This is a genomic window from Saccharopolyspora sp. NPDC002376 (assembly GCF_053593195.1).
Window position 1 is genome coordinate 1 of sequence record NZ_JBSFBZ010000023.1, and the last position, 25,783, is coordinate 25,783.

18 protein-coding genes and 1 pseudogene are annotated in these 25,783 nt (G+C 67.4%); 7 read left to right on the forward strand and 12 right to left on the reverse strand.

Annotation, left to right across the window (positions count from 1 at the left end; translation table 11 throughout):
* Nucleotides 1-253: 253 nt before the first annotated feature.
* The 8 genes from ACWCO2_RS17155 to ACWCO2_RS17190 all read right to left on the reverse strand — a co-directional run bounded on the left by ACWCO2_RS17155 (nt 254) and on the right by ACWCO2_RS17190 (nt 11,889).
* Nucleotides 254-1,600, reverse strand: a complete 1,347-nt coding sequence (locus ACWCO2_RS17155; protein ID WP_450128697.1) for a hypothetical protein — start codon at nt 1,598-1,600, stop codon at nt 254-256.
* Nucleotides 1,601-1,689: 89 nt separating this feature from the next.
* Nucleotides 1,690-4,980: an outer membrane protein assembly factor BamB family protein gene (locus tag ACWCO2_RS17160; protein WP_450128698.1), complete on the reverse strand. Its 3,291-nt coding sequence runs from the start codon at nt 4,978-4,980 to the stop codon at nt 1,690-1,692.
* Nucleotides 4,981-6,242: 1,262 nt separating this feature from the next.
* Nucleotides 6,243-7,106 carry an alkaline phosphatase family protein gene (locus ACWCO2_RS17165; RefSeq protein WP_450128699.1) on the reverse strand — a complete coding sequence of 288 codons (864 nt, stop codon included), beginning with the start codon at nt 7,104-7,106 and terminating at the stop codon, nt 6,243-6,245.
* Between the two features lie 20 nt (nt 7,107-7,126).
* Nucleotides 7,127-7,858 (reverse strand): HAD family hydrolase, encoded by a 732-nt coding sequence (locus tag ACWCO2_RS17170; protein ID WP_450128700.1) that lies wholly within the window; start codon nt 7,856-7,858, stop codon nt 7,127-7,129.
* Complete coding sequence (locus tag ACWCO2_RS17175; RefSeq protein WP_450128701.1) at nt 7,855-8,985, reverse strand: ABC transporter ATP-binding protein; 1,131 nt, start codon at nt 8,983-8,985, stop codon at nt 7,855-7,857. The genes ACWCO2_RS17170 and ACWCO2_RS17175 overlap by 4 nt, the downstream gene beginning before the upstream one ends.
* Nucleotides 8,982-9,833, reverse strand: coding sequence for an ABC transporter permease (locus ACWCO2_RS17180; RefSeq protein ID WP_450128702.1), 852 nt, complete (start codon nt 9,831-9,833; stop codon nt 8,982-8,984). The genes ACWCO2_RS17175 and ACWCO2_RS17180 overlap by 4 nt, the downstream gene beginning before the upstream one ends.
* Nucleotides 9,821-10,753 carry an ABC transporter permease gene (locus ACWCO2_RS17185; protein WP_450128703.1) on the reverse strand — a complete coding sequence of 311 codons (933 nt, stop codon included), beginning with the start codon at nt 10,751-10,753 and terminating at the stop codon, nt 9,821-9,823. Before ACWCO2_RS17185 ends, ACWCO2_RS17180 begins: the two co-directional genes overlap by 13 nt.
* Nucleotides 10,753-11,889: an ABC transporter substrate-binding protein gene (locus ACWCO2_RS17190; RefSeq protein WP_450128704.1), complete on the reverse strand. Its 1,137-nt coding sequence runs from the start codon at nt 11,887-11,889 to the stop codon at nt 10,753-10,755. The genes ACWCO2_RS17185 and ACWCO2_RS17190 overlap by 1 nt, the downstream gene beginning before the upstream one ends.
* 164 nt (nt 11,890-12,053) lie before the next feature.
* Between ACWCO2_RS17190 and ACWCO2_RS17195 the strand changes: the two genes are divergently transcribed.
* The 5 genes and pseudogenes from ACWCO2_RS17195 (at nt 12,054) to ACWCO2_RS17215 (ending at nt 18,269) form a co-directional block, all read left to right on the forward strand.
* Complete coding sequence (locus tag ACWCO2_RS17195; RefSeq protein WP_450128705.1) at nt 12,054-12,839, forward strand: GntR family transcriptional regulator; 786 nt, start codon at nt 12,054-12,056, stop codon at nt 12,837-12,839.
* A gap of 1,080 nt (nt 12,840-13,919) precedes the next feature.
* Nucleotides 13,920-15,320 carry an amino acid permease gene (locus ACWCO2_RS17200; protein ID WP_450128706.1) on the forward strand — a complete coding sequence of 467 codons (1,401 nt, stop codon included), beginning with the start codon at nt 13,920-13,922 and terminating at the stop codon, nt 15,318-15,320.
* Nucleotides 15,321-15,648: 328 nt separating this feature from the next.
* Nucleotides 15,649-15,924 (forward strand): annotated as a pseudogene (locus ACWCO2_RS17205) (alanine racemase C-terminal domain-containing protein); the annotation flags it as partial.
* 415 nt (nt 15,925-16,339) lie between these two features.
* Entirely contained in the window at nt 16,340-17,485 is a 1,146-nt protein-coding gene (gene ald, locus ACWCO2_RS17210; RefSeq protein WP_450128707.1) for an alanine dehydrogenase, read from the forward strand.
* 328 nt (nt 17,486-17,813) lie between these two features.
* Nucleotides 17,814-18,269 (forward strand): integrase core domain-containing protein, encoded by a 456-nt coding sequence (locus ACWCO2_RS17215; RefSeq protein WP_450128708.1) that lies wholly within the window; start codon nt 17,814-17,816, stop codon nt 18,267-18,269.
* 71 nt (nt 18,270-18,340) lie between these two features.
* Here ACWCO2_RS17215 and ACWCO2_RS17220 read toward each other — a convergent pair whose 3' ends face one another.
* Together ACWCO2_RS17220 and ACWCO2_RS17225 are read right to left on the reverse strand one after the other, a co-directional pair.
* A complete protein-coding gene (locus ACWCO2_RS17220; protein WP_450128709.1) occupies nt 18,341-19,081 on the reverse strand; it encodes a DUF3159 domain-containing protein in 741 nt (246 codons plus the stop codon).
* A gap of 69 nt (nt 19,082-19,150) precedes the next feature.
* Nucleotides 19,151-19,459 (reverse strand): antibiotic biosynthesis monooxygenase family protein, encoded by a 309-nt coding sequence (locus ACWCO2_RS17225; RefSeq protein WP_450128710.1) that lies wholly within the window; start codon nt 19,457-19,459, stop codon nt 19,151-19,153.
* A 122-nt stretch (nt 19,460-19,581) separates the two neighbouring features.
* On the opposite strand from ACWCO2_RS17225, the gene ACWCO2_RS17230 reads away from it, so the two are divergent.
* Together ACWCO2_RS17230 and ACWCO2_RS17235 are read left to right on the forward strand one after the other, a co-directional pair.
* A complete protein-coding gene (locus ACWCO2_RS17230) occupies nt 19,582-20,184 on the forward strand; it encodes a TetR/AcrR family transcriptional regulator (RefSeq protein WP_450128711.1) in 603 nt (200 codons plus the stop codon).
* 697 nt (nt 20,185-20,881) lie between these two features.
* Nucleotides 20,882-21,814: a LysR family transcriptional regulator gene (locus ACWCO2_RS17235; protein ID WP_450128712.1), complete on the forward strand. Its 933-nt coding sequence runs from the start codon at nt 20,882-20,884 to the stop codon at nt 21,812-21,814.
* Here the strand turns inward: ACWCO2_RS17235 and ACWCO2_RS17240 are convergent.
* The gene (locus ACWCO2_RS17240; RefSeq protein WP_450128713.1) at nt 21,803-22,915 is read right to left on the reverse strand and encodes an Mrp/NBP35 family ATP-binding protein; all 1,113 of its coding nucleotides are present in this window, start codon (nt 22,913-22,915) and stop codon (nt 21,803-21,805) included. The genes ACWCO2_RS17235 and ACWCO2_RS17240 overlap by 12 nt on opposite strands.
* A gap of 15 nt (nt 22,916-22,930) precedes the next feature.
* Complete coding sequence (locus ACWCO2_RS17245) at nt 22,931-25,768, reverse strand: molybdopterin-dependent oxidoreductase (RefSeq protein ID WP_450128714.1); 2,838 nt, start codon at nt 25,766-25,768, stop codon at nt 22,931-22,933.
* Between the last annotated feature and the right edge of the window lie 15 nt (nt 25,769-25,783).

Below are 25,783 nucleotides of genomic sequence, written 5' to 3' on the forward strand. Positions count from 1 at the left end.
TCCTGGCCTGGTCACACTGGCGCCGACAACGCCAACTCCAAGCCCGAACCAGCCACTACCGAAAACGCGGCTACCCCTGAACTGCCGTTGCAGTATTAGGTGAGCCCTGCGGAACCTACCCATGGTCTTCGTTGCGTCGCTTGTCTCGCGCCCGCGTAGGTGGGTACTCCGCGACGTCTTCGGGGTGAACACCGAGGCCCCGCACAACCTGCGATCCCAGGAAGCAGCCGTGATCGCGGTGCAGGGGTTGACCTCACGGGGCGAGAATGCTGCCTGCGGCGATTACGGATGCCACTGTGCCGCTGATCGTCACCGCTGTTGCTCCGGCCAGCGGTAGGCGGCGGCTCCACGTTTGCAGGCGGTGAGACGTCGATACGCGCGTCAGCAGCGCGTCGCGGCCGCGGAGCACCACCAGGCTGACAGCAGCGAGTGCTGCTGCCATTCCGATGCCGAATGCAGCCACCATGAGCATTGCGGCTCCGGCTCGACCGGAGAGTAGGCCGCTGAGGAGCACGAGGAAAGCCGAAGGCGAGGGCAGCAGTCCGCCTGATGTGCCGAGCAGCACGATGCCCCGCCAAGTCAGCAGCGATTCAGTCGGGTGCCCGTGGCCGTGCCCGTGCCCGTGCCCGTGCCCGTGGCCGTGTCCGTGGCCGTGCCCGTGCCCGTGGTGTCGGGTGCGCAGGTAGCGGCGCAGGAGCGCCACGCCCACTCCGACGACGAGGAGCGCGCCGATCAGCTGCAGCCACCCTGTCACGGCTGAGATGTCCGGAACGTGTTCGGCGGCGATCCACCACCCGATGCCGAGCGCTGTCACGGACACCGTGTGCATCAGGGCGACGATGGCTGCCAGCACCAGGGCGTCCCGGGTCCGGCCGCGTCCGCCGACGAGGTAGCCAGCGGCGAGTGCTTTCCCGTGGCCGGGGGCGAAGGCGTGGAAGGCGCCCACGGATGCCGCGATGAGCAGGGCCAACGGCAGGAATACGCCGCTGTCCAGCAACTGGGTCAGATCGGTGGTCCAGATCGACTGCTCGGTTCGATCGGTGGGCGCGGCATCCGGTGGACCTGCGAGCACGAGCGTCCGGTTCGGAGCGGTGGTGGTGTGCAGGCCGCCGTTTCCCGTTTCGGTCACCGACATCGTGCGATAGGCGGGGTCGATGTCGGTCAAGGCGGTGATGGTGATCTCCACCGCGCCAACGGTTTCCGGGCACGCATAGCGCAGCTGGGCGCCCTGCTGCGCGATGCCGCTGGTGTCCACTGCGTCCTCGCGGCAGGGAACACCGTTCTGCTTGACGCCTATGTGCGAACTCAGGTAGGCGGCCACGGTGGTCGACCCGGACAGCCGCTGGGCTTGCGCCGCGTTATCGGTCGAGACGTCCGAGGGCGCCAGGACCCCGGTCTTGTGGCCGAGCGCGACGAGATCATCGGCCGCGGCCGACCAGCTGAGCTCGACGACGGCATCGCGCGCTTCGACTTTGGCCACCGCTGGTGTGCCCAGCGGGTGTGCGGCGGCCTGGCTCGCGAAGCCCAGCAGTGCTGCGACGGCGACCAGGCCGATGGCGGCTGCGCGGAGCGGCCTCCACGGCGCGTTGCGAGATGGCACGGTCGAACTCCTGGTGCGAAAAGTCAGTCGGAACGGAGGACAGGGCCTCACGAGCCGCGGCGGGCGCGGCTCGTGAGGCCGGGGGGGTGTTACGGGGTGCGGCGTGCTGCGAAGGCGTGGATCGTGCCGTCGTCGGTCAGGGCGTACACCCAGTCACCGCTGACAGACAGCGCCGAGGCGACACCACCGCCGAGGTTGTGCTCGGCCAGCAGCTTGCCGGTACCGCGATCCAGGACGAGCAGACGTCCGTCCCAGGTGCCCGCGTAAACCACGGTTTCGGTGGCCAGTGCGTGCATGGCCGGTGAACCGGCGGGGGCGGTGGTGCAGCCGACACTGACATGCCACGCGTCCTGCGACGGGTCCTCCCCGGGCAGGTAACCGACCGGCGTTTCCCACAACGGTTTGGTGGGATCGGCCGCGCGTGTGTCGTAGGCGCGGACGACGCCGTCGATGCTGGCGACGTAGGCGATGTCGCCCCACGTCGCCGGGCTGGTCACCGGCGGCGGGCCGGGCTCGCAGGACCAGGAGTGCGGGGTGGACTTCGCGTGCCAGGTCGCGGCCAGGCCGGCCTTCGGGTCGTGCCCACGCGCTCCGGACGACGTCATCGTCACCAGCTGGGGATCCCCCTGGGGCGGGTCGGTGAACGCCGGCGAGGAGTAGCTGAAGAGATCGCCTTCGGTGTTCACTTCCGCCGTGCGGGTGCAGGTGCGCAGGTCCATCGCGATCAGCGACTGGCTGGACCCGGAGTGCAGGTAGGCGATGTCAGAACCGGGCTGGCGGATTGCGGTGCTGTGGAACTCACCCCAGCCGCCCGGGGCGGAGAACCCGCCGGGCAGGCGCTGGCCGTTCCCGGCGTCTCGGCAGACCACGCCATCCCACTCTTGGTAGACGGCGACCGAGCGGTGTTCGGCGGGCAGGTCGAACACGCTGACCGGGCCGCCCGCGCGCCCGTAGCGGCGAACGGTGTCACCGTGCTTTTGCTCGGCGTCGATCGTTTCCCAGACGACCTTGCCGTTGTTGGCGTCCAGCGCGTAGACCCGGCCCACGCCGGTCGTCAGGTACACCCGGCCGCCGTGGACGGTCGGGAACGACTCGGCGTCACCGTCCACATAGGTCCGCCACACCTCACGCCCGGACTTCAGGTCGTAGGCGAGCACCATGTTGTACGGCGAGTCGAAGGCCTGCGATGCGACGATCGCCTTGCCGTCGACGATGGCGGCACCGTTGAGGTGGAACTGCTCGCCGGTGTTGGCCGCCCAGCGCAGGTCGAGCTGGGCGCCCGGGTCGTCGGTGCTGGCGGACCGACCGCGTTCGTCGCCGCCTTGACGAATCCAGGACTGGCCGGTCTCGGCCTTCTTCACGTCCTTCTCCGGCACGACCTGGAACGTGGTTTTCGCCGCTGGCCAGGCTTTGCCGGTGGTGTCGACTGCGGTCATCTCGGCGGTGTAGGTGCCGGGCTTGAGCTCCCCGACGCGGTCGCTCACCCGTGTCCACGAGATCCTGGCCTCCGGACACGGTTCTGCCGTGCCGCCGGGTGCGGTGTAGCAGTTCACGATGCCCTGCTTACCGACCTTGGCGCCGAACTTCAGGTCGCGTTCTTCTCGGACGGTCTTGCCGCGATCGTCGCGGATGGTCAGCGACGCGGTGGCCGGCGTGCGGCCGTTGTCCTCGGCGTATAGCTCGACGGGGATGTCACGGCCAGTCGGGTGGACGCTGCCCTGCGCAGGGCTGACCAGCGCGGTGTCATCGTTCACATCGAACTGCCGGTGCGTGCCGGCGACGTAACCGGTGTCCTCGTTGGCCTTCGTGGCCGGGTTGTCGGTGATCTGTTTGAAATCGAGGATCTTGTAGTCCGGGCGGGCGCCGTCGATGCCATAGGTGCCCTGGTTGTTGACCTCGACAGAGCGGTCGAAGGCGCCCCGGCGGAACTCGGCCTGCTGGTTGTGCCCGGCCGCGAACATCCGGACGTCGTAGCGAGCCAGCTCGTCAACGATCGGCTGCATCCCAGCCCCGGGGCCCCAGCGGGTGAACAGTGACCGGTGGGCGAAGACGAAGACCTGCTTGCCCACCGCATGCCGCTTGAGGTCCTCGCGCAGCCACTCCAGCTGCGGTGCCAGGCCACTGGAGTCGTAGTTGTCCTCCAGCACGACGATGTGGCGGCCGTTGCGGTCGAAGCTGTACCACTCCGGTCCCATGTTGCGGCGCCAGTACTCCAGGCTCCCGCCGTAGCCCTGCGAGGTGGCGGTGCCACCGACGTCGTGGTTGCCGATGACCGGGTAGAAAGGCTGGCCCAGTGCGCCGTCGGTCAGGCCCTTGCGCAGCATGTCGTAGCCGCCCTGCCGGCGGGGTTCGGCGGCGTAGTCGGTGACGGTGAGATCACCGGTGGTGATCGTCATGGTCGCGCCGTCTACTTCGGACATGGCGTTGACGCGGCCGGTCCAACCGGGCAGCGCCGTGGTGGCCTGCTGGTCGGTAACGTTGCTGACCTCCGTGTCGGAGACCATCAACCACTTCTCGGTCGGGTTGGCCGCGTTCGCATCGGGTACGAGTGCGAAGTCGACACCGGTCCGCGGGCCGTCACCGGCCGGGACTTCGCGGAAGAACTGCGGCACGAAGTCCGCGCGCAGCGCCGGGGTGTAGCCGTTGGGAGAGACGACGCTGACGAGGTCGGTTTCGCGCCGGGCCGGGTCGATGTCGATGCGGTAGGAGCCGTCGGGTCCGCTCGTGGCCCACACCGCACCGTCGGTCACCGACACACCTGGCAGCGGAGCTTCACCAGGGTCCCGCGCACCATTTCCGTTGGCGTCGGCGAAAATCGTGCCCTGGACGGGCACGGTCGCCGCCGTGGCCGCCGGAGCCGCCGGAGCCGCCGTAGCCACCGCTGGCGTCAGCGACGCGGTGGCCAGCACCCCCGCGATCGCCACGCGGAATGGGCGGCGGGTGTGAGCCACCATTTCCCAGACCTGCGGCCCGTACCTGCGGATCCCGACGACACCCGCCAGCACCGCGGCAGCGAGCAGCACGGCCAGCAGCACGGGCAGCACGGGGAAGTGCGGTGGTTCATGGGCGCCGTTGACATCGACGATGGGCAGCTCCGGTGTCGCGTTCATCGTGGTGCCGTTGAACTCCACGACGACCTGCGACAACCCGCCCTTCTCCAACATCGGGGCCAAGTTGAGCTGCTCGACGGGGCAGTTCCAGGCCAGCTCGACGACGACACCTTCGGGGACGCCACCGTCGTCGCCCGGCACACCCGAACCGGTCACCGCGCAGGGCTGGGCCAGCAGGCTCTGCGCCCACCCGCCCGCGTCCTGCGCCGAGACGACGTCGTGGTGCACGATCAGCCGACCGCTGGTGGTGTCGCCGTGGCTTGCGACCACGAGTTCACCATGTTGTGGGGAAACATGGGCGCCGGCTGGCGCTGCGCCCAGTCCGAAGACCGCCAACAGCGATGCGAGACCGAAGCTCGCCGCTGCGCGTAAGAGTCTGTTCACAACGCGGCACGCTATTAACGACAAACCACCAGGGGAATGGCTGCGGACAAGCCTTCATCCACTGGCCACACCAGTATCTGACCTGTTATTGAACCGTGACATTAATTGTGTAGCCTACACCACCCGGATCGATCCAGCTGGTCTCCTGGCCGCGCGGCGGTGCGAAGTGGGCGATTGGGTGGAAGCTGTGACGCCGGGGAAGCCCACTGGGAAACGGACGTGATCGAGCGAGTGACCGAAGTTCGGCATTCGCAGACACAGACTTGGAACGTCACAACGCGGACATCACCGCCAGGTCTTGCACCGGCAGAGTGCACCGCACGCCCTCGGCACGGATGCCAGCTGACGTCATGCAGCCCGACGCCTGCTACGTTGGCCGAAATCCGTCCTGAATGGCTGGAGCAAGCGCAACATCGGGCAAGTTCCGCACGGCGGACATGCGTCCGTCGATGAGCAGGGCGGGGTCGTGCTTCGACAACGCCATCGCGGAGACGTTCTTCACCACACTCAAAGCCGAGCTCGGCACAACGGTATGGGCCACCCGCGACCACGACCGTCTACATTCGACACTCGGCCACCGAACACCACACGAAACCCGCATCAGCTATCGTCAAGAACACGCCCTCGCGGCATGAAACCCCGGTGTCCGGCCCCGGGGTGGAACCTCACTCCTCCCATTTTCCTCCCACCACCAGCGTCAAAGCAACACGCTTGAGCCGCTCCGGTGCCCCCGGAGGCTCCCTCGCGCACTGGCAATGTGGCGGCGCATGTCGCACTCATCAAGCGCAGAACCCTTATGAAGTTGATCTGCGCAAGGACCTACTTCATACCGAGGTTCTGCGTCTTTTCATTGCACCGCAACAACTTCGACACGCCACACGACACCGCTGCACAAGGTCACCGACGGTTACGTGGAACGCCTCAGTGCCCCAAGGATTTCCCGACCTTGCCCGCAGACGCCCCATATCGACACTCGCAGACATACCGCAGGAATAATCCGGGCATGCCCTGAGGGGATGGCATCCCCAACCCATCCCCCAGTGCGATTCCGGTCACAAGTTGCCCGGATTCGCGTAGTACGAAAGAGGACGAGGAAACCAGCATGGATGGGCTTGGGTGGAGTCTGCGCGTGGGTGCAGTGCCGGGCGCTACCGCTCCCGGGAGCTCTCGTCCAGCAGGAGTTCCAGCATTTCGTGAGGCGAGACCGTCTCGGGCCAGGGGGTGAGCGATCCGGCGGCCTGCCAGCGCAGGATGAAGGAATTCCGTTCCTCGGGCGTGCTCCCGCCGTGCCCTCCCTCGTCCAGATGCCCGTGATCCGCCACCACCACCAAGAGCCAGTTCTCGGCGTGTTCATCCGCCCGCGCCTGCACGGCTTGGCGAATGCGGCTGATGTGCCGGTCAACCCGGGCTAGTGCCGCCTGGTACTGCTCGCTGCGGGCACCGTAGACGTGCCCGGCATCGTCCACATCGCAGAAGTACACGAAGGCCACATCGGGAACGCGGTGGGACGTGAGCGCCGCGAGGGTGAAATCGGTGATCTCGGCGTCGATGCTGACGTATCCGTGGGTTTCACCGTCGCGGGAGACGACGGTGTGCAGCCCGGCCTTCTGCTGCTCGAGCCGCTGGTGGATGACCGGCCCTAGCCCGTCCGGGGAGACGAGCGGCGGCCAGCCCGCAGCAGCGAAAGTCCTGGTCGAAGGGTCCTGGTAGAAGGCTCGGGAGAGCAGGTCCGGATGGCTGAAGAGCCGGTGACCCACGAAGGAATTGTCCTTCACCCCGTGCTCGGCGTGAGTCGTCCCCGTGAGGATGGAGGACCATCCCGGGCCGGACATCGTGGGCACTTCCATCACCATGGGCTGAAGTTCGCCCTCGGCGGCCATGGCGCGCAAAGCTGGGGCGGCCGGGGAATCCGCTGCGAGGTCCCAGCGGAGCCCGTCGATGCCCAGCAGGATGATCCGGGGCCGGCCAGCGGCAGGAGCGGTAGGGCGGGTGGGAGTGTTCACTGTCGTCACCGGTTTCGTGGTCGGGGTAGTCATCGCTCGGAGCCCCTTGCCTGTGCCAGGAACGGGAGCGTGACCTCTTCGAGGGAAGTGATGATCGTGCGGCCGGGGGCGGCGTCGATCGGGACGGTGGAGGGTACGACGACGACGGGGCAGCCGGCTGCCTCCGCTGCGGCGAGACCAACGGGTGAGTCCTCCACCACCACGCACTCGGCAGGCTGGGCGCCCAACCGTCGCGCGGCCTCCAGGTAGGGATCGGGGGCAGGCTTCGAAGCGGTGGTGTCCTCGAAGGCCACGATGAGCGTGAACAGCTCACGGCCGAGCCGTTCCCGGACCAGCTCCACCACGCGGCGGGGCGAGGCCGACACGATGGCCGCTGGGATCCCCTGCCCTGCCAGGAGGTGGAGGAGCTGCAGGGCTCCTGGCCTGGGCACGACCTCCTGGGCCACGAGGGCCGTGAAGGTCTCGTCGAGCCGTTCGACGAGTGCGCTGGCAGACGGCGGGGTGGCCGTCGTGGACGCGAGGTACGCGGCCGTGTGCTGGGACGGGCGCCCCACGACATCAGGCCGGTCCTCCGGCCCGAGCGTCCTGCCTAGGTTGCGGGCCACCGTCTCGACGGCGTCCCACCACAGCCGTTCGGTGTCCACGAGGGTGCCGTCCATGTCGAAGAGCACAGCTGCGGGCAGAGCCATTCCGGCGCTTTCCGGTGCCGTGTGAGCCGGCGCGGCGTCGGGCAGGGCGGTGGTGTCCTGGTGCGGCATCATGCGGCGGCCTCCTTCTCCCTGGCCTGGTCGATCAGGACGGGGCGTTCCGGGAGGCTGAGCCGGACACGTGAACCGACCGGAACGGTGGACGCCACGGCGGTGGGGACATCGGCGAGGGCTTCCTGGCCACTGTCCAGGCGCACCGTGAGTCGCGTTGTCGCTCCCAGGAAGGACGCGGCCACGACTTGTGACCGGCTTTCCGGGGCAGCGCTGACGGCGAGGGCTTCGGGCCGGACGAGGACGTCGATGTCGCGGGTGTCGTGCGCGGTGGCCGCGCTGCCGCTCCGAGCGGGGAGGTGTGCCTGGACAGGGCGAGTGAGGTCCAGAACGTCCACCTGGGTGCCGTCGCTGTTGAGACGGCCGGGCAGGCGGCTCATGGTGCCGACGAACTCGGCGATGAAGGGGGTGGCAGGCGCGTTGTACAGCTCGTCCGGTGTGGCGCAATGTTCCAGGCTGCCTGCCCGCATGACGGCCACGCGGTCCGATATGGACAGTGCCTCTTCCTGGTCGTGGGTGACGAACAGAGTGGTGATGCCCAGGTCCAGCTGGAGACGGCGAATCTCGTCGCGCAGGGACTGCCGAACCTTCGCGTCGAGGGCGGAGAGCGGCTCATCCAGCAGCAGCACCCGGGGCTCCAGGGCGAGGGCACGGGCGAGGGCCACCCGTTGCTGCTGGCCGCCGGAGAGTTGCCGTGGGTAGCGGTCGGCCTGGGTGGGCAGTCCGACGAGTTCGAGGAGTTCGTGGGCCCGGGCCCGGCGCTTTGCGCTGGGGACGCCTTGCATGCGCATACCGAAAGCGACGTTGTCGGCGACGGTGAGGTGGGGGAAGAGGCTGTAGGACTGGAACACCATGCCGACGTCACGGCGGTGCGCGGGGAGACCCGTGATGTCGCTGCCGTCCAGCAGGACCTCGCCGGAGTCAGGGTGCTCGAAACCGGCGACCATGCGCAGCGCCGTGGTCTTCCCGCAGCCGGAAGGGCCGAGGAGGGCGAGCATCTCGCCGGGGTTGATCGTGAGGCTGAGTCCGTCGAGGGCCGTGGTGGCGCCGAAGGATCGGCGCAGGTCGCGGAACTCCAGGCCCGCGCTGCAGGTGCCGGCTGGGGGCCGGGATCTGATGGTGGGCGTCATGAAGTCTCCTTGAACGCTTTGGAGCGGCCGAGCTTCGCGACCGCAATGAGGATGAGCCAGGTGCCGATCAGGCCGACCATGGAGACGGCGACGGACAGCTGGGCGTGGGCACTGCTGATCGCAACGGTCCAGACGGCGAAGGGCTGGAAGCCGAGCAGTGCGGAGAGGGCGTATTCCCCGAGGACCAGGGCGATGGTCAGGAAGGCGGTGTTCAGCAAGGCTTCCCGGAGGTTCGGGAGGATCACGCGGAACAGGGCCCGGGGCCAGGACGCCCGGCAGGACCGCGCGGCCTCGACCAGGACCTTCAGGTCGATCGCGTTCAGTCCGGATTCCAGGGTGACGTAGGCCAGGGGCAGGGCCATGAGCGTATAGGCAAGCACCAGGATCAGCGGGAAATCGGGCTGCTGGAGGGCGGCGAGTACGGGGAACCCCGGGGTGTCGTAGAGCCAGTCGGTTCCCCAGCGCAGGACCGTGGTGATTCCGGCACCGAGAGCCACCGCCGGGACGACGAGCGGGAGCATGCAGACGACTGCGACCACGGCTTTCGCGCGAGGGACCGCAAGGCGTACGGCGAGCAGGGCCGGGAGCAGCAGGCCGAAGACGAGCAGGATCGTGGCGGCTGCCAGGACCAGTGTCAGGCCGAGGCTTTCAGCGAGCCCGTCGGTGGTGAAGATCGCGGTGTAGGCATCCAGGCTGGGCGTCTGGCGGGGGTCGCCGAGCCCGAAGGTGAAGGCCAGTGCGCAGAGGATGGGGACCAGGAAGTAGACCCCGGCGACGGTGAGGACGACGTTGGGGCCGAGTCGGGATTTCTTGGTCGGTGCCGGGCGTGAGCCGGTCAGGACAGCCACTTCGAACTCCTTCGCTGCAGCAGCAGCTGGATGCCCATGACGATCCCGGCCACGACGATCATGTCCATGCCGAGTGCGAGGGCGACATTGCCCTGGTCCACGAGGACGTCACCCGTCAATGCCGAGGCGATCTTCACGGTCACCAGGGGGATGGAGCTCCCCACCATGGCGGCAGCCGTCGCGTAGGCGCTGAAGGCGCTGCCGAACAGCAGAACGAAGCCGCTGAGCAGCGTCGGGAACAGGATGGGGAAGGCCACATGCCGCCAGTACTGGAAGCCGGTGGCGCGGTTGTTCTGCGCGGCCTCCCGCCATTGGGGTTTGAGGCCGTCCAGTGCCGGCGTCAAGGTGAGCACCATGAGCGGGATGAGGAAGTACAGGTAGACGATCGCCAGCCCCCAGAAGGAATACAGGCTCCAGCCTTTGTCCGCGAGACCGAAGAATCCGGTGAGGACGCCGGCATTGCCCAGGGTGGCGACGAAGGCGAAGGCGAGGGGTACGCCGCCGAAGTTCGCGATCACACCGGAAGCCGAGAGCACCGCCTCACGCAACCCGCGGAAACGCGAGGTGACGATGGCATAGGCGATCGGCAGGCTGACGACGGTCGCGATGAAGGCGGAGAGCGCGGAGAGCTTGACGCTTCCCAGCAGGCTCTCCAGATACGGACCGTCGAAGGTGGCGGCGAAGTTGGCCCCGGTGAACTCGGTGGCGCCGGTGTCGGTCGTGATGGTGACTGAGCCGACGGCCATGGCCGTCACGGGCAGGCCGAGCACGATCACGGCGAAGGCCATCAGAGGGGCGACGCCGAGCCAGCCGGTAGCAGGCCTGCGGGCTCGGCGCCGGGGCGCCTGGGGTGCCTGGAGCTCCTGGCGCCGGGACACGCTGGGCGCATCGGCGATGACGGTGGGTGTGGCAGTCGTCATCAGGAGACGGCCTTCGCCCAGCCATTGGATACTGCGGTCTTGGCCACCTGGCCCTGAGCCTCCGTCGGGAAGGAAACCTTGTCCTCATTGACCCGGGGCAGGCGGTCAAGCGAGCTCTTGTCCACCGTGCCGTCGGCGACCATGACGGGCAGCAGCACGGGGCGGGCGTAGCCCTTCAGCCAGAGATTCTGTCCCTCGGTGCTGTAGAGGAATTCCTGCCACAGGCGAGCGGCGGCCGGGTGCGGCGCCCACTTGACGATCGCCTGGGAGTAGTACTGGGCGAAAACTCCGTCTTCGGGGACGGTGACCTTCCACTCAATCCCCTTGGCCTTCAGCTCGTCGGAGTAAGCCGCGTTGCGGTAGTCCCAGACGACGGTGATGGGCGTCTCGCCCTTTTCCATCGTCGCGGGTGTCGCCTCGACGGGGTTGAAGTTGCCGACCTGCTTCAGCTTCGCGAAGAAGTCGATGCCGGGCTGGATGTTGTCGAAGGACCCGCCGTTCGCGAGAGCGGCGGCGAACACGGAACCGAAAGCGGAAGCGGACTCCACGGGGTTGCCCGTGAGCGCGACCTTGCCCTTGTACTGCGGGTCCAGGAGCTCCGAGAACTTAGTGGGGCACTTCGCCACGCGACCGGCATCGCAGCCGATGGAGACATAGCCGCCCATGTCGTTGTACCAGAGACCCGTGGCCTCCTTCTGGGAGTCCGGGATCTTGCCGAAGGACGTCACCTTGTACGGGGCGAGCAGGCCTTGTTTCGCGGCAGCGACGTCGAAATCGTGCCCAACGTCGATGACGTCCGGCGAGCGTTCCTGGCCCTTGCGGGAAGACACTGCGGTGATCTCGTCCTGGCTGGAGGCATCCGGGTTCTCGACCTCAACCTTGACGCCGTACTTCTTCTCGAAGGTGGAGATGACCTCGCCGTAGTTGGCCCAGTCCTTCGGAAGCGCGATGGCGTTCAGCTTCCCTTCCTTCTGCGCAGCGGCGATCAGGGCATCCATGCCGCCGCCTTCTTCGACCGAGGTCGCGGTGCGCCATTTTGAGTCGGAAGCGTCATTCCCGGACGAACATGCAGCCAGCCCGGACAGCAGCAGGGCCGCGGCACCGATGGCGCTGACGCGCCGGAGGGTTGCCTTCATTGAAGTCTCCTGAAGTTGGCCATACAACTTGCTGTCGACACTGTCGCCGAGCCGGATGTCGTACAGGTGAACGGATGGGCGCGAGAGGAGGAACTGTTGGCGGGCTGGCGATGGAAAAGCATGTATCCACGCAGAAAAGAGACATAACGGGGTACCTTGGACGGATGATCAGCGAAACAGCCGAAGGGAACGGCAAGCCAAGCGGGACAGGAGCCGTTCGGTATCAAAAGTTGGCAGCCGACATGCGTCGCGCGATTGAGGCAGGAAGATTCGGCAACGACGGGCGCCTACCCAGCGAGGAGAGTCTCGCGGAACAGTACGGGGTCTCCCGCGGCACCGTTCGCAATGCCCTGGCGCTGCTTCGAGCGAATGGGCTGGTCACCTCCCGCAGGGGAACCCGGCGGGTGATCCTGGGGACCGCGCGTACCCAGAGCTTCCATGAACTGCTGAGTTTCACCAACTGGGCACGCTCCCTGGGCGAGGAGCCCGGCGCCCGGACCATCCATTCTCGCGTTCGCGCAGCGACTGCGGTCGAAGGAGAGCGCCTGCAGCTCAATCCAGGGGACGACATCACCGAAGTGCTCCGTCTCAGGTTCCTCGGACGCGTTCCGGCCATGCTTGAACGCACCGTCTACCCGGCACGGGTCGGGGAGGCCATCGAAGCCCTGGCGTCGGATTCCCTCTCGCACACCAGCGCCCTCGATGCGTCCGGCGTCGTCTTCGCAGACAGTGAGCACACCATCGACGTCGTCGCTGCCGATGAGACCGACGTCCGCCTGCTGGGCTGCACCGAGGGCACCGGCCTTCTCCGCGAAATCCGCCGGGCCACCGATCCCACCGGCGCACCCCTGTTGTGGTCGGAGGACCGCTTCCTCCCCGGAACCGTCTCCTTCACCGTCCACAACTCGGCCACGGTCAGTTCCCTCGCCCGACGCAGAGCACCACGCTGACCGCCAGCCGATGGATGCCCCGCCCTTTCGCCACCGGTCGGACCACGGACGCCGCCCTTGCCGACAACCTCGTCCGTCCTGGTGCGAGGCGGTGGGCAGTACGTCCGGGGAGGTCGAGCAGTCGCTCGACCGGACGCTTTCGCCGCTGTCGAGCGCCACGGCATGGTGATCGACTGCGCTGCTACAACTGGCCTACCTCGGCATGACGAACGCGTTCGCCACGCTGCAGCTGCTGCCGATGAACGACCGAGACAAGGACATCGAGGTCCTCGGCCTGCGCCATCACAGCAGACTGTCCTCATTGGACTATCGCGCACCGGCGGAGGATCGCACCCACCAGAGGGTCTTCGGATCCGTGGTCAAGTTCGACCAGGAGCTCAACGGGGGTAACCGCTTTCGGCGACTCCGTCACTCTCGGCAAGCTGACCGCCGGACATGGTGTAGTTGCGGATTCTGTTGCCGCCGTCCTCGCTGAAGGCCAGCCCGGTGAACAGCGCTTACGGCGCCTTGTGCTCGATCTCCTGGCACACCTTGCCGTCGGAGGCGTCGACCACCTGCAACGACTGCGTTCCCTACCCCGCGTTGGCGACCACCAGCCACCGCTCGTCCGGAGCGATCGCGTTCAGCGGCAGGAGGTCACCCAGATCGGACTGCGCACCGGCCGAGGTTACGCGGAAGCCGACCGGAGTGACCGGAGTGACCGCAGTGCCGTCGGGTCACGAACCGACGGTCTCCCAGGGCTGGGTCGCGGCCCCGGAACACCCGTCGTCGCCGGAGGTGTGTCCTGCGGCCGCTCCCTGGCAATCCAGCGACGAATCGAATGCAAACGCGGCCTTGCGGCGATTGCGAGCTTGCCAACGCCCCTCGCCTTGGATCCGTGTGCGGCGCGTTCTGCGCGTTGTGTGGGGCGAGGACACAATCGACTCTGCTCAAACGGTGCCGGCGGAACAATGACACCCCGTGGCCAGTGCCGCATGGTGGTCCGCAACACGCACGTGGCCGAATGCACATGCGACGTTTGCGACATATGCCTGGAACTGACCAAGTGGCAGTGCTGCCGCATGAACGGAGCTCCCTCAGATGAGCCAGCAAGCCCCCGAGGAATACCAGCGAACGCTGAGCAGCAGGCACATCAACATGATCGCCCTGGGCGGCGCGATCGGGGTCGGGTTGTTCCTGGGTTCGGGCAAGGCCCTGCACCAGGTCGGTCCCGGCCTCATCTCGATCTACGCCCTCGCGGGACTGATGATCTTCTTCGTGATGCGCGCGCTGGGCGAACTGCTGATGTACCGGCCGGTCAGCGGCTCCTTCGCCGAGTACGCCGGGGAGTTCGTCGGACCGTGGGCCCGGTTCGCCACCGGTTGGGGATACTGGCTGGTGTGGATCGTGACCGGCATGGCCGAGATCACCGCCGTTGGCAGGTACTTCCAGTTCTGGTTCCCCCACGTTCCACAGTGGATCCCGGCGCTCGTGGCGCTGCTCGTCCTCTCCGGGGTCAACCTGATCGCGGTGAAGCTCTTCGGCGAGTTCGAGTTCTGGTTCGCGCTCATCAAGGTGCTGGCCATCATCGTGCTGATCGTGCTGGCCGCGGCGATCCTGGTGTTCGGCTTCAGCGATATCGGCGGCACCGCCGCGGTGAGCAACATCTGGTCGCACGGCGGGCTCTTCCCGAACGGCCCGACTGCCGCGCTGCTGTCGTTCCAGATCGTCATGTTCGCCTTCGTGGGCGTGGAAATGGTCGGTCAGACCGCGAGCGAGAGCACGAACCCCGAGAAGGTGCTTCCCCGGGCGATCAATTCGGTCATGTGGCGGATCTTGATCTTCTACGTCGGTGCTCTCACGGCGCTGACCGTGCTGGTGCCGTGGAACCAGTTCCCGGCCAGCGGCAGTCCGTTCGTCCACGCCTTCAGCTTGATCGGCATCCCGGCGGCGGCCGGCGTGGTGAACTTCGTGGTGACCACCGCAGCGCTGTCATCCTGCAACAGCGGCATCTACTCGACCGGACGGATGCTGCGCACCCTGGCGCAGGACGGACAGGCGCCGAGAAGCGCCGGTCGCCTCAACACCCGTGCCGTGCCGTCCCGAGCCATCGCGGTCACGTTCGTCGCGATGCTGCTGGGTGTCCTGATCAACTACGTGGCCCCCGAGGAGGCCTTCACCTACATCACCAGCGCGAGCACCGTCGGCGCCATCTTCACCTGGGGGATGATCATCGTCGCCCACCTCCGGTTCCGCCGGAAGGTGGCGGCGGGCGAGATCCGGGCGGGGAAGTTCCGGATGCCCTTCGCCCCGTACTCCAACTACCTCGTGCTCGCCTTCCTCGCGCTTGTCGTGGTGCTGCTGGCGTTCGACCCGGACACCCGGATCGCGCTGTACCTCATCCCGGTCCTGGCCGCCGCGGTCGCAGTCGGCTACCTCGCGGTGCGCAACCGCCGACCGGTCGCCCCGAAGACCGCTCCCGCCGAGCATCCCCTGCCCTGACAACAATTTGCTGCTGGTGCGTGCGCTGGTCCCCCGTCCCAGCGCACGCACCAGCGACAGCTCCCCCACTTCGGGCGGGGTTTCCGAGCAGCCCCGGCTGATATGACCGTCTACTTGAGATGAGAATGAACTTGGAACTTCTTGCACCGGGTGATCTGAGAGCGGAATCCCTTTCGAGACCGGCTCGTCTACCAGCCGTGGGGGCAGCCGGACCTGCCGCGCCGACCTGCGAATCGACGTCGGGGCCATCCGCCACAACGTCTCCGCGCTCTCCGGGCACGCACGACGTTCGGGGCGCGAACGATGGCTGTCGTGAAATCCGCCGGCTACGGACATGGTGCGGAACGGTTGCCGCGAGCAACTGTGGCCCGCACTCGTCGAGGCGGCGGCGAAGGCGCAGTCCGATGGCCTACTGGAAGTCGTCGCGGTCTGGTCGCACCTGACCAAGCGCGTTGCCGGAGGTGAGGGTGTGTCGTACGGGCACGCATGGGTTGCTGAGCGCCCGTCGAACCTGGCGCTCGTGCCGGTCGGATACGCCGACGGTGTACCGCGAGCGCTGTCCGGGCAGATGTCGGTGTGGCTCCGCGGGCGGCGCCTCGCCGTGACCATGCTGAACTGGAAGGTCGCGGGCCCGGCCTACGCCGCGGCCATGGTCGAGACGGCGGGCCGGCTGGCCGAGGAGCTGCACGGGCCGGGGTTGCCGCTATCCTGCGGCGCCCACATGCCCGAGCTGGCGGCCTTGATCATGTGAGGGCTAGACGAGGCGGTCGAGCCCGAGCACGTGGCGCCAGAGGTCAAGGTCTAGCGGAAGCGGTTCACCGGCGGGCGCTATACGGTGGACCAAACCTGACGAGGCCGCCCCGCCGGTTGTCGCCGACCACCTCATCCCGCATCGCGGCACAGTGCGCGCGAAGCCCGGGAGGGGATGGCTGAGGCGATGTACATCGCCATCACGTCCTTCGACCGCCTCACCACCACGTTGATGACGTGAACGATCAAACCCAGGAAGGAGCATACAGGTGTCGAAACTTGTCGTTGGGGTGCCGAAGGAAATCAAGGACAACGAGAACCGGGTGTCAGTTCAGCCCGACGGCGTCGCCGAACTCGTCCACAACGGGCACGAGGTGCTGGTGGAGACGAACGCCGGCGCAGGTTCCCGATTCACCGACGCGGAGTTCACCGCGGCTGGAGCCACGATCCTGCCCAACGCAGACGAGGTGTTCACCAGCGCCGACCTGATCGTGAAGGTCAAGGAGCCGATCCCCGCCGAGTACCACCGCTTCCGCGAGGGCCAGCAGCTGTTCACCTACCTGCACTTGGCCGCGGACAAGCCGCTCACCGAGTTCCTGATGGAGCGCAAGATCGACTCCATCGCCTACGAGACGGTGCAAACCGCGGACGGGAAGCTGCCGCTGCTCACTCCGATGAGCGAGGTGGCTGGTCGAATGGCGGTGCAGGCTGCAGCGCATCACCTGGAAAGCCCGTCCGGTGGTGCTGGCCTGTTGCTCGGCGGTGTGCCCGGGACCCCGGCGGCGAAAGTACTGATCATCGGCGGCGGGGTGTCCGGCACTGAGGCGGCCAAGATCGCCGCCGGGATGCGGGCCATGGTGCGGGTGCTGGACACCAATCCCTCCCGGCTGGCCTACCTGGCAGACATCTTCGCAGGCAGGCTCGACCTGGTGGTACCCAACCGGACCCGGCTTGCCGAGTACATCGCGGAGTCCGACGTGGTCATCGGCGCAGTACTGGTACCAGGGGCCAAGGCACCCAAGCTGGTCACCCGGGAGATGATCGCCAGGATGCGTCCCGGCAGTGTCGTGGTGGACATCGCCATCGATCAGGGTGGCTGCTTCGAGACCAGCCGCGTGACCACCCACTCCGACCCGACCTACGTGGTCGACGGAGTGATCCACTACTGCGTGGCCAACATCCCCGGCGCGGTGGCCCGCACCTCGGCCCTGGCCCTGACGTCGGCGACACTGCCCTACCTGATCAATGTCGCCAGCCAAGGCATCCGCGCTGCCGCCCGTCAGGACGACGCGCTGGCCAAGGGCCTGAGCACGCTGGGCGGTGCCTTGGTGAACGAGCCGGTGGCGCAGGCACACAACCTCACCTACACCGACCCCGCCACCGCGCTCGCGGGCTGGCCCCGACAAGGTGTGTGAACCGCACGTTCAGGCCGAAGAACCCCTTGAACGTGGTTCGCACACGACGCGCTCAGCACTTCTCCTGCCGGTCCGGGAACACTTCGATGTAGTCAGCGGCGGCGAAGCGGGCGCGGGCCCCGGGGCACGGTCGGGTGACCCGAGTGAGCCTCACCCTCGGGCTCTCACTGAACGGATCGTGACGGTCTCCCTGTACGACTCTGCTGCTTAATTCCGGAGTGTGATCGGGTACCGGCTCGGGCGCAGTGATCAGCTCGGGTGGACAATGATCCACTGTGGCCGGTTGCCGTTGCACTTGCCGAAATCCCCATTCCTATCCGGGGCAAGGATGTCCGTGCTCGCCGTCATCGGGCACGCCACGCGGCGGATCCGGATCCTGGGCGCCACCGCACACCTCACCGCCACCTGGGTCACCCAAGCCTCAAAGAATCTCGTCATGGACCTTGAAGACGCCGACTGCCGGGCGCGATTCCTGATCCGAGACCAAGACGGCAAATTCCCTGCCCTCTTCGACTCCATCCTTGCCGATATGGGCATCGACGTCGTGCTCAGCGGCGTCCCAGTACCGAGAATGAACTCGATCATGGAGAAATGGGTACAGGCGTGCCGACGCGAGCACCTGTACCGCACCCTGATCCGGAACCAGCGGCACCTGCATCACGCCCTGCGCGAGTTCGAAACAAGCCACCGGCAGCTGTTGCCGCGCGAGATCAGGACGCGATGGCGCGCGGCTGCGGCCGACGTCCGCGGAGCAGAATCGCGAAGACCAGCAGGATACTCATGACAACGGTGGCGAGGAATGCTGTTGCTCCGACGACCCCGGTCGCGACCATGACAGAGACCCTCGCGCTGTTCTCATGGCTCGCCGGGGAAATCCTCGCCCAGAATGGCTGCGCGGGGCGCGACCGGTCTCGTCGCGTGGATTCCGGGATGGTCGGCCGGCAGACAGGACCGGAGAACCCACCAGCTGCCGGCGATGCACAGGGCGACCAGGGGCCAGGTCAGGATCAGCTGTGCCAGGCTCAGAGCGGCGACCGCATCGGCCCACCACAGCGGCAGGAAAACCGCGAGTCTCAGGACGTATTGGCCGACCCAGACCCAGCTCGCACGGCTGTACGCGCGGAACAGGTCGGGGTCGCGACGCCACCGCGCGCCCTGTCGGAGTGCGGTGCCGACGATCACGCCCAGCAACGGCCACCGAACCGCGATGCTCAGGATCCAGCCCAGCATGCTGAGGAGGTTCGAGCCGAAGCGGACGAGGAAGAAGTCGGCGGCGTTGCCCGTGCGGGCCGCGACCACGGCGCCGAGCGTTACGGCGAGCAGACTGAAGAGCACTGCCAACGGCCGGGAACCGGTTCTCAGCCGCCACACGGCGATGGCGGCGCTGATGGTCAGGGCAACCGCCGCACCGACGGCGATCGAGTGTCCGGAGGTGAGCCATCCCAGCCCGAATCCCAGCGGCGGAAGACTCGCGTCCAGGGCGCTGCTCCGCCCGCCGAGGAGCGGTATCAACGCGTTTCCGGCCGCGTCGGGGACCGTCCGCTGCCGACCGGTCGCCTGACCCGGCTCGGTATCGGCGGGGTGCTCCCTGTCCATGTGCTCCTGTGTCCCACCTTCCGGAACAGACTCGATCGCTCGCCATGTGGTCGCGTACCGAGTCGCCGCTTAGAGCACCAGGTCTTCGAGGGGCTCGAACGTCTCCACCGCGTTCGAGCTGACGTGGCGGGCGATGCCCTTGTTCCGCGCGTGGGCTTGTTTGAACGAGTCGGAGCTGACCCAGGTGCGGAACTGCTCCTCGGTGTCGAACTCGTTGATCGACACGTACGGGTGGTCGGGGTGGTCCGGCCTGAGCAGGGTGCTGCGCCGAAGCCCTTCGACACCGGGCAGGTAATTGCGCATGTTGTCGATGAAGTGCTCTTCGAACTCCGAGGCCTTCTCCGGCGGGACGTAGAGGCGGTTGGTGGCGTAGAACATGATCTTTTCCTCCCGATTTTCCCGACACCGTGTCGGAAACTATTCCGACACTATGTCGGGAACTACCAACGCGCCCTCGACTGTGACACAGGACACAATTTCAGCCTCGTTATCCTGGATTCGTGCCGAGAATCAACGCTCCGACGGTCGCCGAGCATCGGGCGAAGCAGCTACGAAACCTGATGCACGCCGCACGCGATCTGGTCGCCGAGGAAGGCCCCGACGCGTTGACCCTTGGCGCGCTCGCCAAGCGGGTCGGGGTGTCTCGCTCCAGCGTCTACGAGTACTTCCGGTCCCGCGATGACCTGGCCGCGGCCATCATCGAGGACGCGTTGCCGCGATGGGTAGCGGAGATCGACGAGGAGCTGGCCTGCCATCACACCACGCACGACAAGGTCGCCGCCTACGTCAAGCACCAGCTGCGGATGCTGACCGACGGGCAGCATGCCGCCGCCGTCGCCTTGTCGACCCACTCGCTCGGCGCGGAAACCCGGGAGCGGATTCGCCAGGAGCACGAACGACTACTGGAACCCCTGGTGTGCGCACTGGATGACGCCGGGGTGCCCGAACCCGGCCTGCGCAGCCGGCTCATCCAAGGCATCGTCAACGCCGCTGCGGCCCAACTCGAACCGGGCGACGACGAGCACAACACGTCGGTCGCCGAAATCGCCTCCGCTCAAGCCATCCACGGCTTGGCCCTCCACCAGGGCCCCAACGCGGGCTGATCCCCGCGAGGGACTGTCAGCGGGTGGTGGGTGATCTCGACCCGTGCTGGGGCGGGTGTTCCGGCTGGAAGGGATCCAGGTTGACGGACAAGGACCAGGCGGCAGGGTCGGCCGCTGGCGAGAATGGTGATCGTGATCTGCGGATCGCGCCAAGGAATTGATCGAGCAGGCGCGCCTGAGTCTGCTGGACAGCGGCTTGGCTGAGCCGGGGCCGCACGGGCTTGGCTTCGAGACCGGCAGCGGTGGCCGGTTGTCCGATCATCCATTATGGACACTGGGCTGCGAACCCCAGACCCGTACCAACCGTGGTGCCCGCGCTGACGACCACCGCAGTGCTGGGCGAGGAGATCAGCGCCGGCCCCCACTTCGCCGCCAACGCATTGAACCCGAAGACCACAGCCGATGCGCTGCGCCACGATCCACTCGTCGAGTCGTTCAACACCTCGCAGACCATCGCTCACCACCGGCAGCGGGCCGTGCCGGGTCGCCGACAAAACCATCCACCGCACGAATGGCCGCGACCTCACATCGCAGGCAGCAAGGAATTCCTCATGGCCCGGTCCTTGACCTGGGACCGTTCGGCCAGGCACTCGAACACTTCGGTAGGGCCAGGCATGAACCAGGCACCCAAGACACGGTTGTGCGATCAACTTGATCAAGGGTGTCCAGCACGACCTGCGGACCGTAGGATGTCGATGTGGCACCGTTGTCACCACGCATGCCGGAGATCGGCGCGCTCGAAGTGCTGCTCAGTGTTGCCCGGTTGGGGAGCTTGAACCGTGCGGCCAAGGCACACGGCATTTCGCAGCCTGCCGTGAGTTCCCGGATCCGCTACATGGAGCGGCTGATCGGTGTGCCGCTTTTGGAGCGTTCCACCTCCGGTTCTCGGCTGACTCCGGCTGGCGCGCTCGTCGCCGACTGGGCCCGCGACGTAGTGGAGTCCGCGGCGGTGCTAGATGCCGGGATCAGCGCGTTGCGGGAGAAGCGCGCGCACGAACTGGGGGTCGCGGCGAGCATGACCGCAGCCGAGTACCTGGTGCCCGGCTGGCTGGTCGTGCTGCACGAACAGGCGCCGGAGCTGAAGGTCTCGTTGCGGCTGGCCAATTCAGCTGAAGTGGCCAGGTTGGTCCTTGGCGGCGAGGTGGAACTCGGATTCGTCGAGGGCCCGTCGGTGCCTGAGGGACTGGAAAGCCAGGATGTGGCTTCTGACCGGCTGGAGGTGGTGGTGGCTCCCAGCCACCCCTGGAGTCGTCGGCGCACGCCGGTACCGGCGGCGGAACTGGTAGCTACTCCGCTGATCCAGCGCGAACCGGGCTCCGGCACGCGGTACACGCTGGAGCGAGTGCTTGCCGCATTCGGACCTCTGGCCCCGCCGCTGCAGGAGGCTTCCTCGACGACTGCCGTCCGTTCTGCCGCCGCAGCGGGGGTGGCGCCAGCGGTGATCAGCTCGCTCGCGGTGGCCGGGGACCTCGTGGAGCGTCGGCTGGTCGCAGTCCCAGTCGCGGGCATCGAAATGCGACGGGTGATCCGCGCGGTGTGGCGGTCCGGCCATCAGCTGTTGGGGCCGGTGCGGGACCTTGTCGGGGTGGCGACGCGGTCCCGGCATGCCATACACCGCTCACACGACTGACAGCGGCAGCGGCATCCCCGCGAGTCCGCGCCGAATCACGGGCATTTCCGCGGCGAGCTTCACCATTGTGGTCGCGGACGGAGCATCGGGATCGCGCGCCACCACGGGAATCCCGGCGTCGCCCGCTTCGCGCATGGCGGTATCCAGCGGCACCTGCGCGAGCAACGGCACGTCGAGCTGTTCAGCGAGTCGGTGACCGCCGCCGGAACCGAACAGCGGTGTGGTGGCACCGCAAGACTCGCACACGAGCTCGGACATGTTCTCCACGACACCGGCGATCGGCATCCGTTGGTCGCGTGCCATCCGGCCGACGCGGGCGGCGACCGTTTGCGCCGCGGGCTGCGGCGTGGTCACCGCCAGCAACGCGGCCTGCGGCACCAATTCCAGCAGCGACAGCGCCACGTCACCGGTGCCGGGGGGCAGGTCGAGCAGCAGCACGTCGAGATCGTCCCAGTGCACGTCCACCAGGAACTGCTCCAACGCCTTGTGCAGCATGGGGCCGCGCCACACCACGGGTTCGGCGTCGTCGACGAAGAACCCGACCGACATCAACCGCACGCCGTGCGCTTCGACTGGCAGCATGATCCCGTTCAACGCGATCGGGTTGCGCCGCACGCCGAACAGGTGCGGGATCGAGTAGCCCCACACGTCCGCGTCGAGCACGCCGACGCGCTGTCCGGACCGGGCCAGGGCGACCGCGAGGTTCGCCGTTACGCTGGACTTGCCGACGCCGCCCTTGCCGCTGGCCACGGCGTAGACCCGGGTCCGCTCGTCGAGCCCTCGTGGTCGCTCGTTTCGGAGGTTGCTGGCCAGTTCCATGCGTTGCCGCTCCGACATGGTGCTGAAACCGACCTCGACCGCGGTGGCGCCGGCGGCGGTCGCGGCGGTGGTGACGGCTTCGCGCAGCGACTCGCGCAGCGGGCATGCTGAGGTCGTCAGGGCGATCTCGATGCGCGCCCGGCCCCTGCGGTCCACTTCGACGTCGCGGAGCATGCCCAGCTCGGCGAGTCCGCGGTGCAGTTCCGGGTCCTGCACGGCGCCGACCGCGGCGCGCACCGTCCCGCTGTCGGTGCGGGGTTTTGCCTTGTGGTTCAACAACATGGCATATCTCCGTGGTCAGGCGCGGTAGGCGCGGCGCACCGGTGGTACCGGCCGCATCAGGAACTCCGGGCGGCGCTGGCCGTCGGGGCCGAGCGTGGCACGGGTCTTGGTCAGCCATTCCTGGTACACCGCACGGGAGCGCCGGGTGTCGACGTAGACGTCGCCGTAGCGGTCTTCCGGATGGGCCGGGGTCAGGCTGATTTTCTGCAGCCAGCAGTGCATGCCCGACCACGGGTCCGGGTGCACCGGGAACGCGAGGTTCTGGTGCACGCCGGGGTCGTTCCAGTCGATGCGCGAGGAGTCCGGGTCATCGGAGTCGAACGGTGCGATTCCGGTCTTGTATCGCAGCATGAAGGTGTGGTCTCCGTCCGGGTGGGAGAGTTCGACCATGCCGGCGACCCACCGGCTGCCATCGCCGGGGTGCAGTCGCCACCGTCCCATGTGGTGCGACAGTGCGCACACGCCCGGCCGGATCCCTTCGGTCACCCAGACGCGGCAGACGAAGTAGCCGATCTCGGTGCTGATGCGCACCAGATCGCCGGTGTCGACCCCGTGGTTCCTGGCGTCGGCGGAGTTCAACCACAGCGGGTGGGTGTTGCTGATCTCGTTGAGGTATTTGGCGTTCCCGGACCGGGTGTGGATCAGCGTCGGCAGCCGGAAGGTGGGCACCAGCACGAGCTCGCCGGCGGCGGTGTCGATCTCGCTGTGGGCGACGTGCGATCGGATGTATCCCGGGGTGGTGTGCTCGGGCCAGCCCCAGTCGCGCATAGCCGTCGAGTACACCTCGAGCTTGCGCGACGGGGTGAGCCAGCCAGCGGTGGCCGAACCGTCGTCGTGCCGCACGCCGACAGCCCCGGCCTCACCGACCACCGGAGTCGCGGACTCCAGCGCCACCGGCCGCCGGAACACCCCGTCCCCGTCGGCTTCCGCGCCGTCCAGCTCGGCGTCGGTGAGTTCCCGCTCGTCCTGGCGGTAGACGTCGTGGTCGATCTCCACGACGCCGTAGCGCCGCATGTACTCCAGCGGGGTCATGCCCTGCTCGGCGGCCTTCTCCGGCAGTCCCGGAATCTGGTTCTCGAAAATCCAGCGGTAGTACTCGTCGACGGTGATCTTCTCGCCCGGGCGGTACGGCGACTCGAAGTGCTTGCGGATGCCCAGCGCATTGTCCGGATCGATGCGCCAGGACAGCTCGAACCAGAACTCGTTCTCCTCCCACACCTCGCCGGGGTTGGTGTCGCGGGTGTCGGTGTAGTCGCGGCCGAGCCGGTCCATCGCGACCCGGCGCACCGGTTGGCGGAAGCCGAGCCACCGGCCGGCGTGGGTTTCGTAGGAGTGCGTGTCGTGGCGTTCGGCGCCGTGGCCCATGGGCAGCACGTAGTCGGCGAACTCCGCGGTTTCCGACCAGGTGGGGGTTAGCGCGACATGCAGGCCGACCTTGTCGGGGTCGGTGAGCTGCTGCATCCAGGTGAAGCCGTCGGGGTTGGTCCAGATCGGGTTGTAGACGCGGGAGAAGTAGACCTCCAAGCGGCCACGGCCCTCAGCGAGGAAGTGCGGCAGCAGGATGGACATCTCGTTGGTGGACAACGGGTATTCGCGGGGCCAGGTCAGTTCGTTCCAGTGGTCGTGCGGTGCGGGCATGGACGGCCCGTGCGGGATGAGCTTGTTCCAGCCGTTGGGGCTCGTGCCGCCCTTCGCGCCGATGCTGCCGGTCAGTGCGAGTACGAACCACAGCGCGCGGGCGACCTGCCAGCCGCCGAGGTTTCCGGCGCACGCCGAACGCCAGACGTGCGAAGCCAGCCGACCGCCGCACGCGGCAACGGTCTCGGCCACCTCGGCGATCTTGGCGGCCGGGACCCGTGCCTCCTGAGCGGCGAACTCGAAGGTGTACTCGGCGTAATCGGATTCCAGGAGGTCGAGGAACGTTTCGAAGTCCGACGGCGCGTCGGGGTGCAGTTCGCGCAGGTAGGTTTTCCAGTTGAACCAGCGTCGCAGGAATGCCTCGTCGATCTGGCGGGTGCGCAGCAGGTGCGAGGCGACCGCCAGCAGGATGGCGGCTTCGCTGCCCGGCCACGGCGCCAGCCAGGTGTCGGCGTGCGAGGCGGTGTTGGACATCCGCGGATCGAGCACGATCAACTTCGCGCCGTCTTGCTTGCCCTCCATGATCCGCTGGGCGTGCGGGTTGAAGTAGTGCCCGGTTTCCAGGTGGGAGGACAGCAGCAGGATCACGTTGGCGTTGGCGTAGTCCGGTGACGGGCGGTCGTATCCGGCCCATAGCGTCATGCCGAACCGCGCGCCGGACGAGCAGATGTTGGTGTGGCTGTTGTGTCCGTCGATGCCCCAGGCGTTCAGGAAGCGCTCGGCGAATCCGTCCTCGCCGGGGCGTCCGACGTGGTACATCACCTCTTCATGGCGGTTCTCGACAATTGCCTGGCGAATCCGGGTGGCGATGTCGTCGAGCGCCTCGTCCCAGCTGACCCGCTGCCACTGCCCGCCGCCGCGGTCGCCGGTGCGCTTGAGCGGGTGCAGGATCCGCTCCGGGTCGTTGAGCTGGTTGATCGTCGCTGGCCCCTTGGCGCAGTTGCGACCGCGTGAGCCAGGGTGCGCCGGGTTGCCCTCGAGCTTCTTGATGGACAGATCGTCCTTGTCGACGTAGGCGAGGAGTCCGCAGGCGCTTTCGCAGTTGAAGCAGGTCGTGGGCACCAGTGTGTACGAGTGGGGCATCTTTCGCGGATGCGCCTTCGCGTCGTACTCGACGTGGTGGTCCCAGGTGGACACCGGCGGGAAGTTGCGCAGGTGTTCGTGGTTCCGCGCGCCAGGTAGCACCGGTTCGGAGCGCGGCTGCTCGTTGTGCATGGGCGTTTCCTCTCC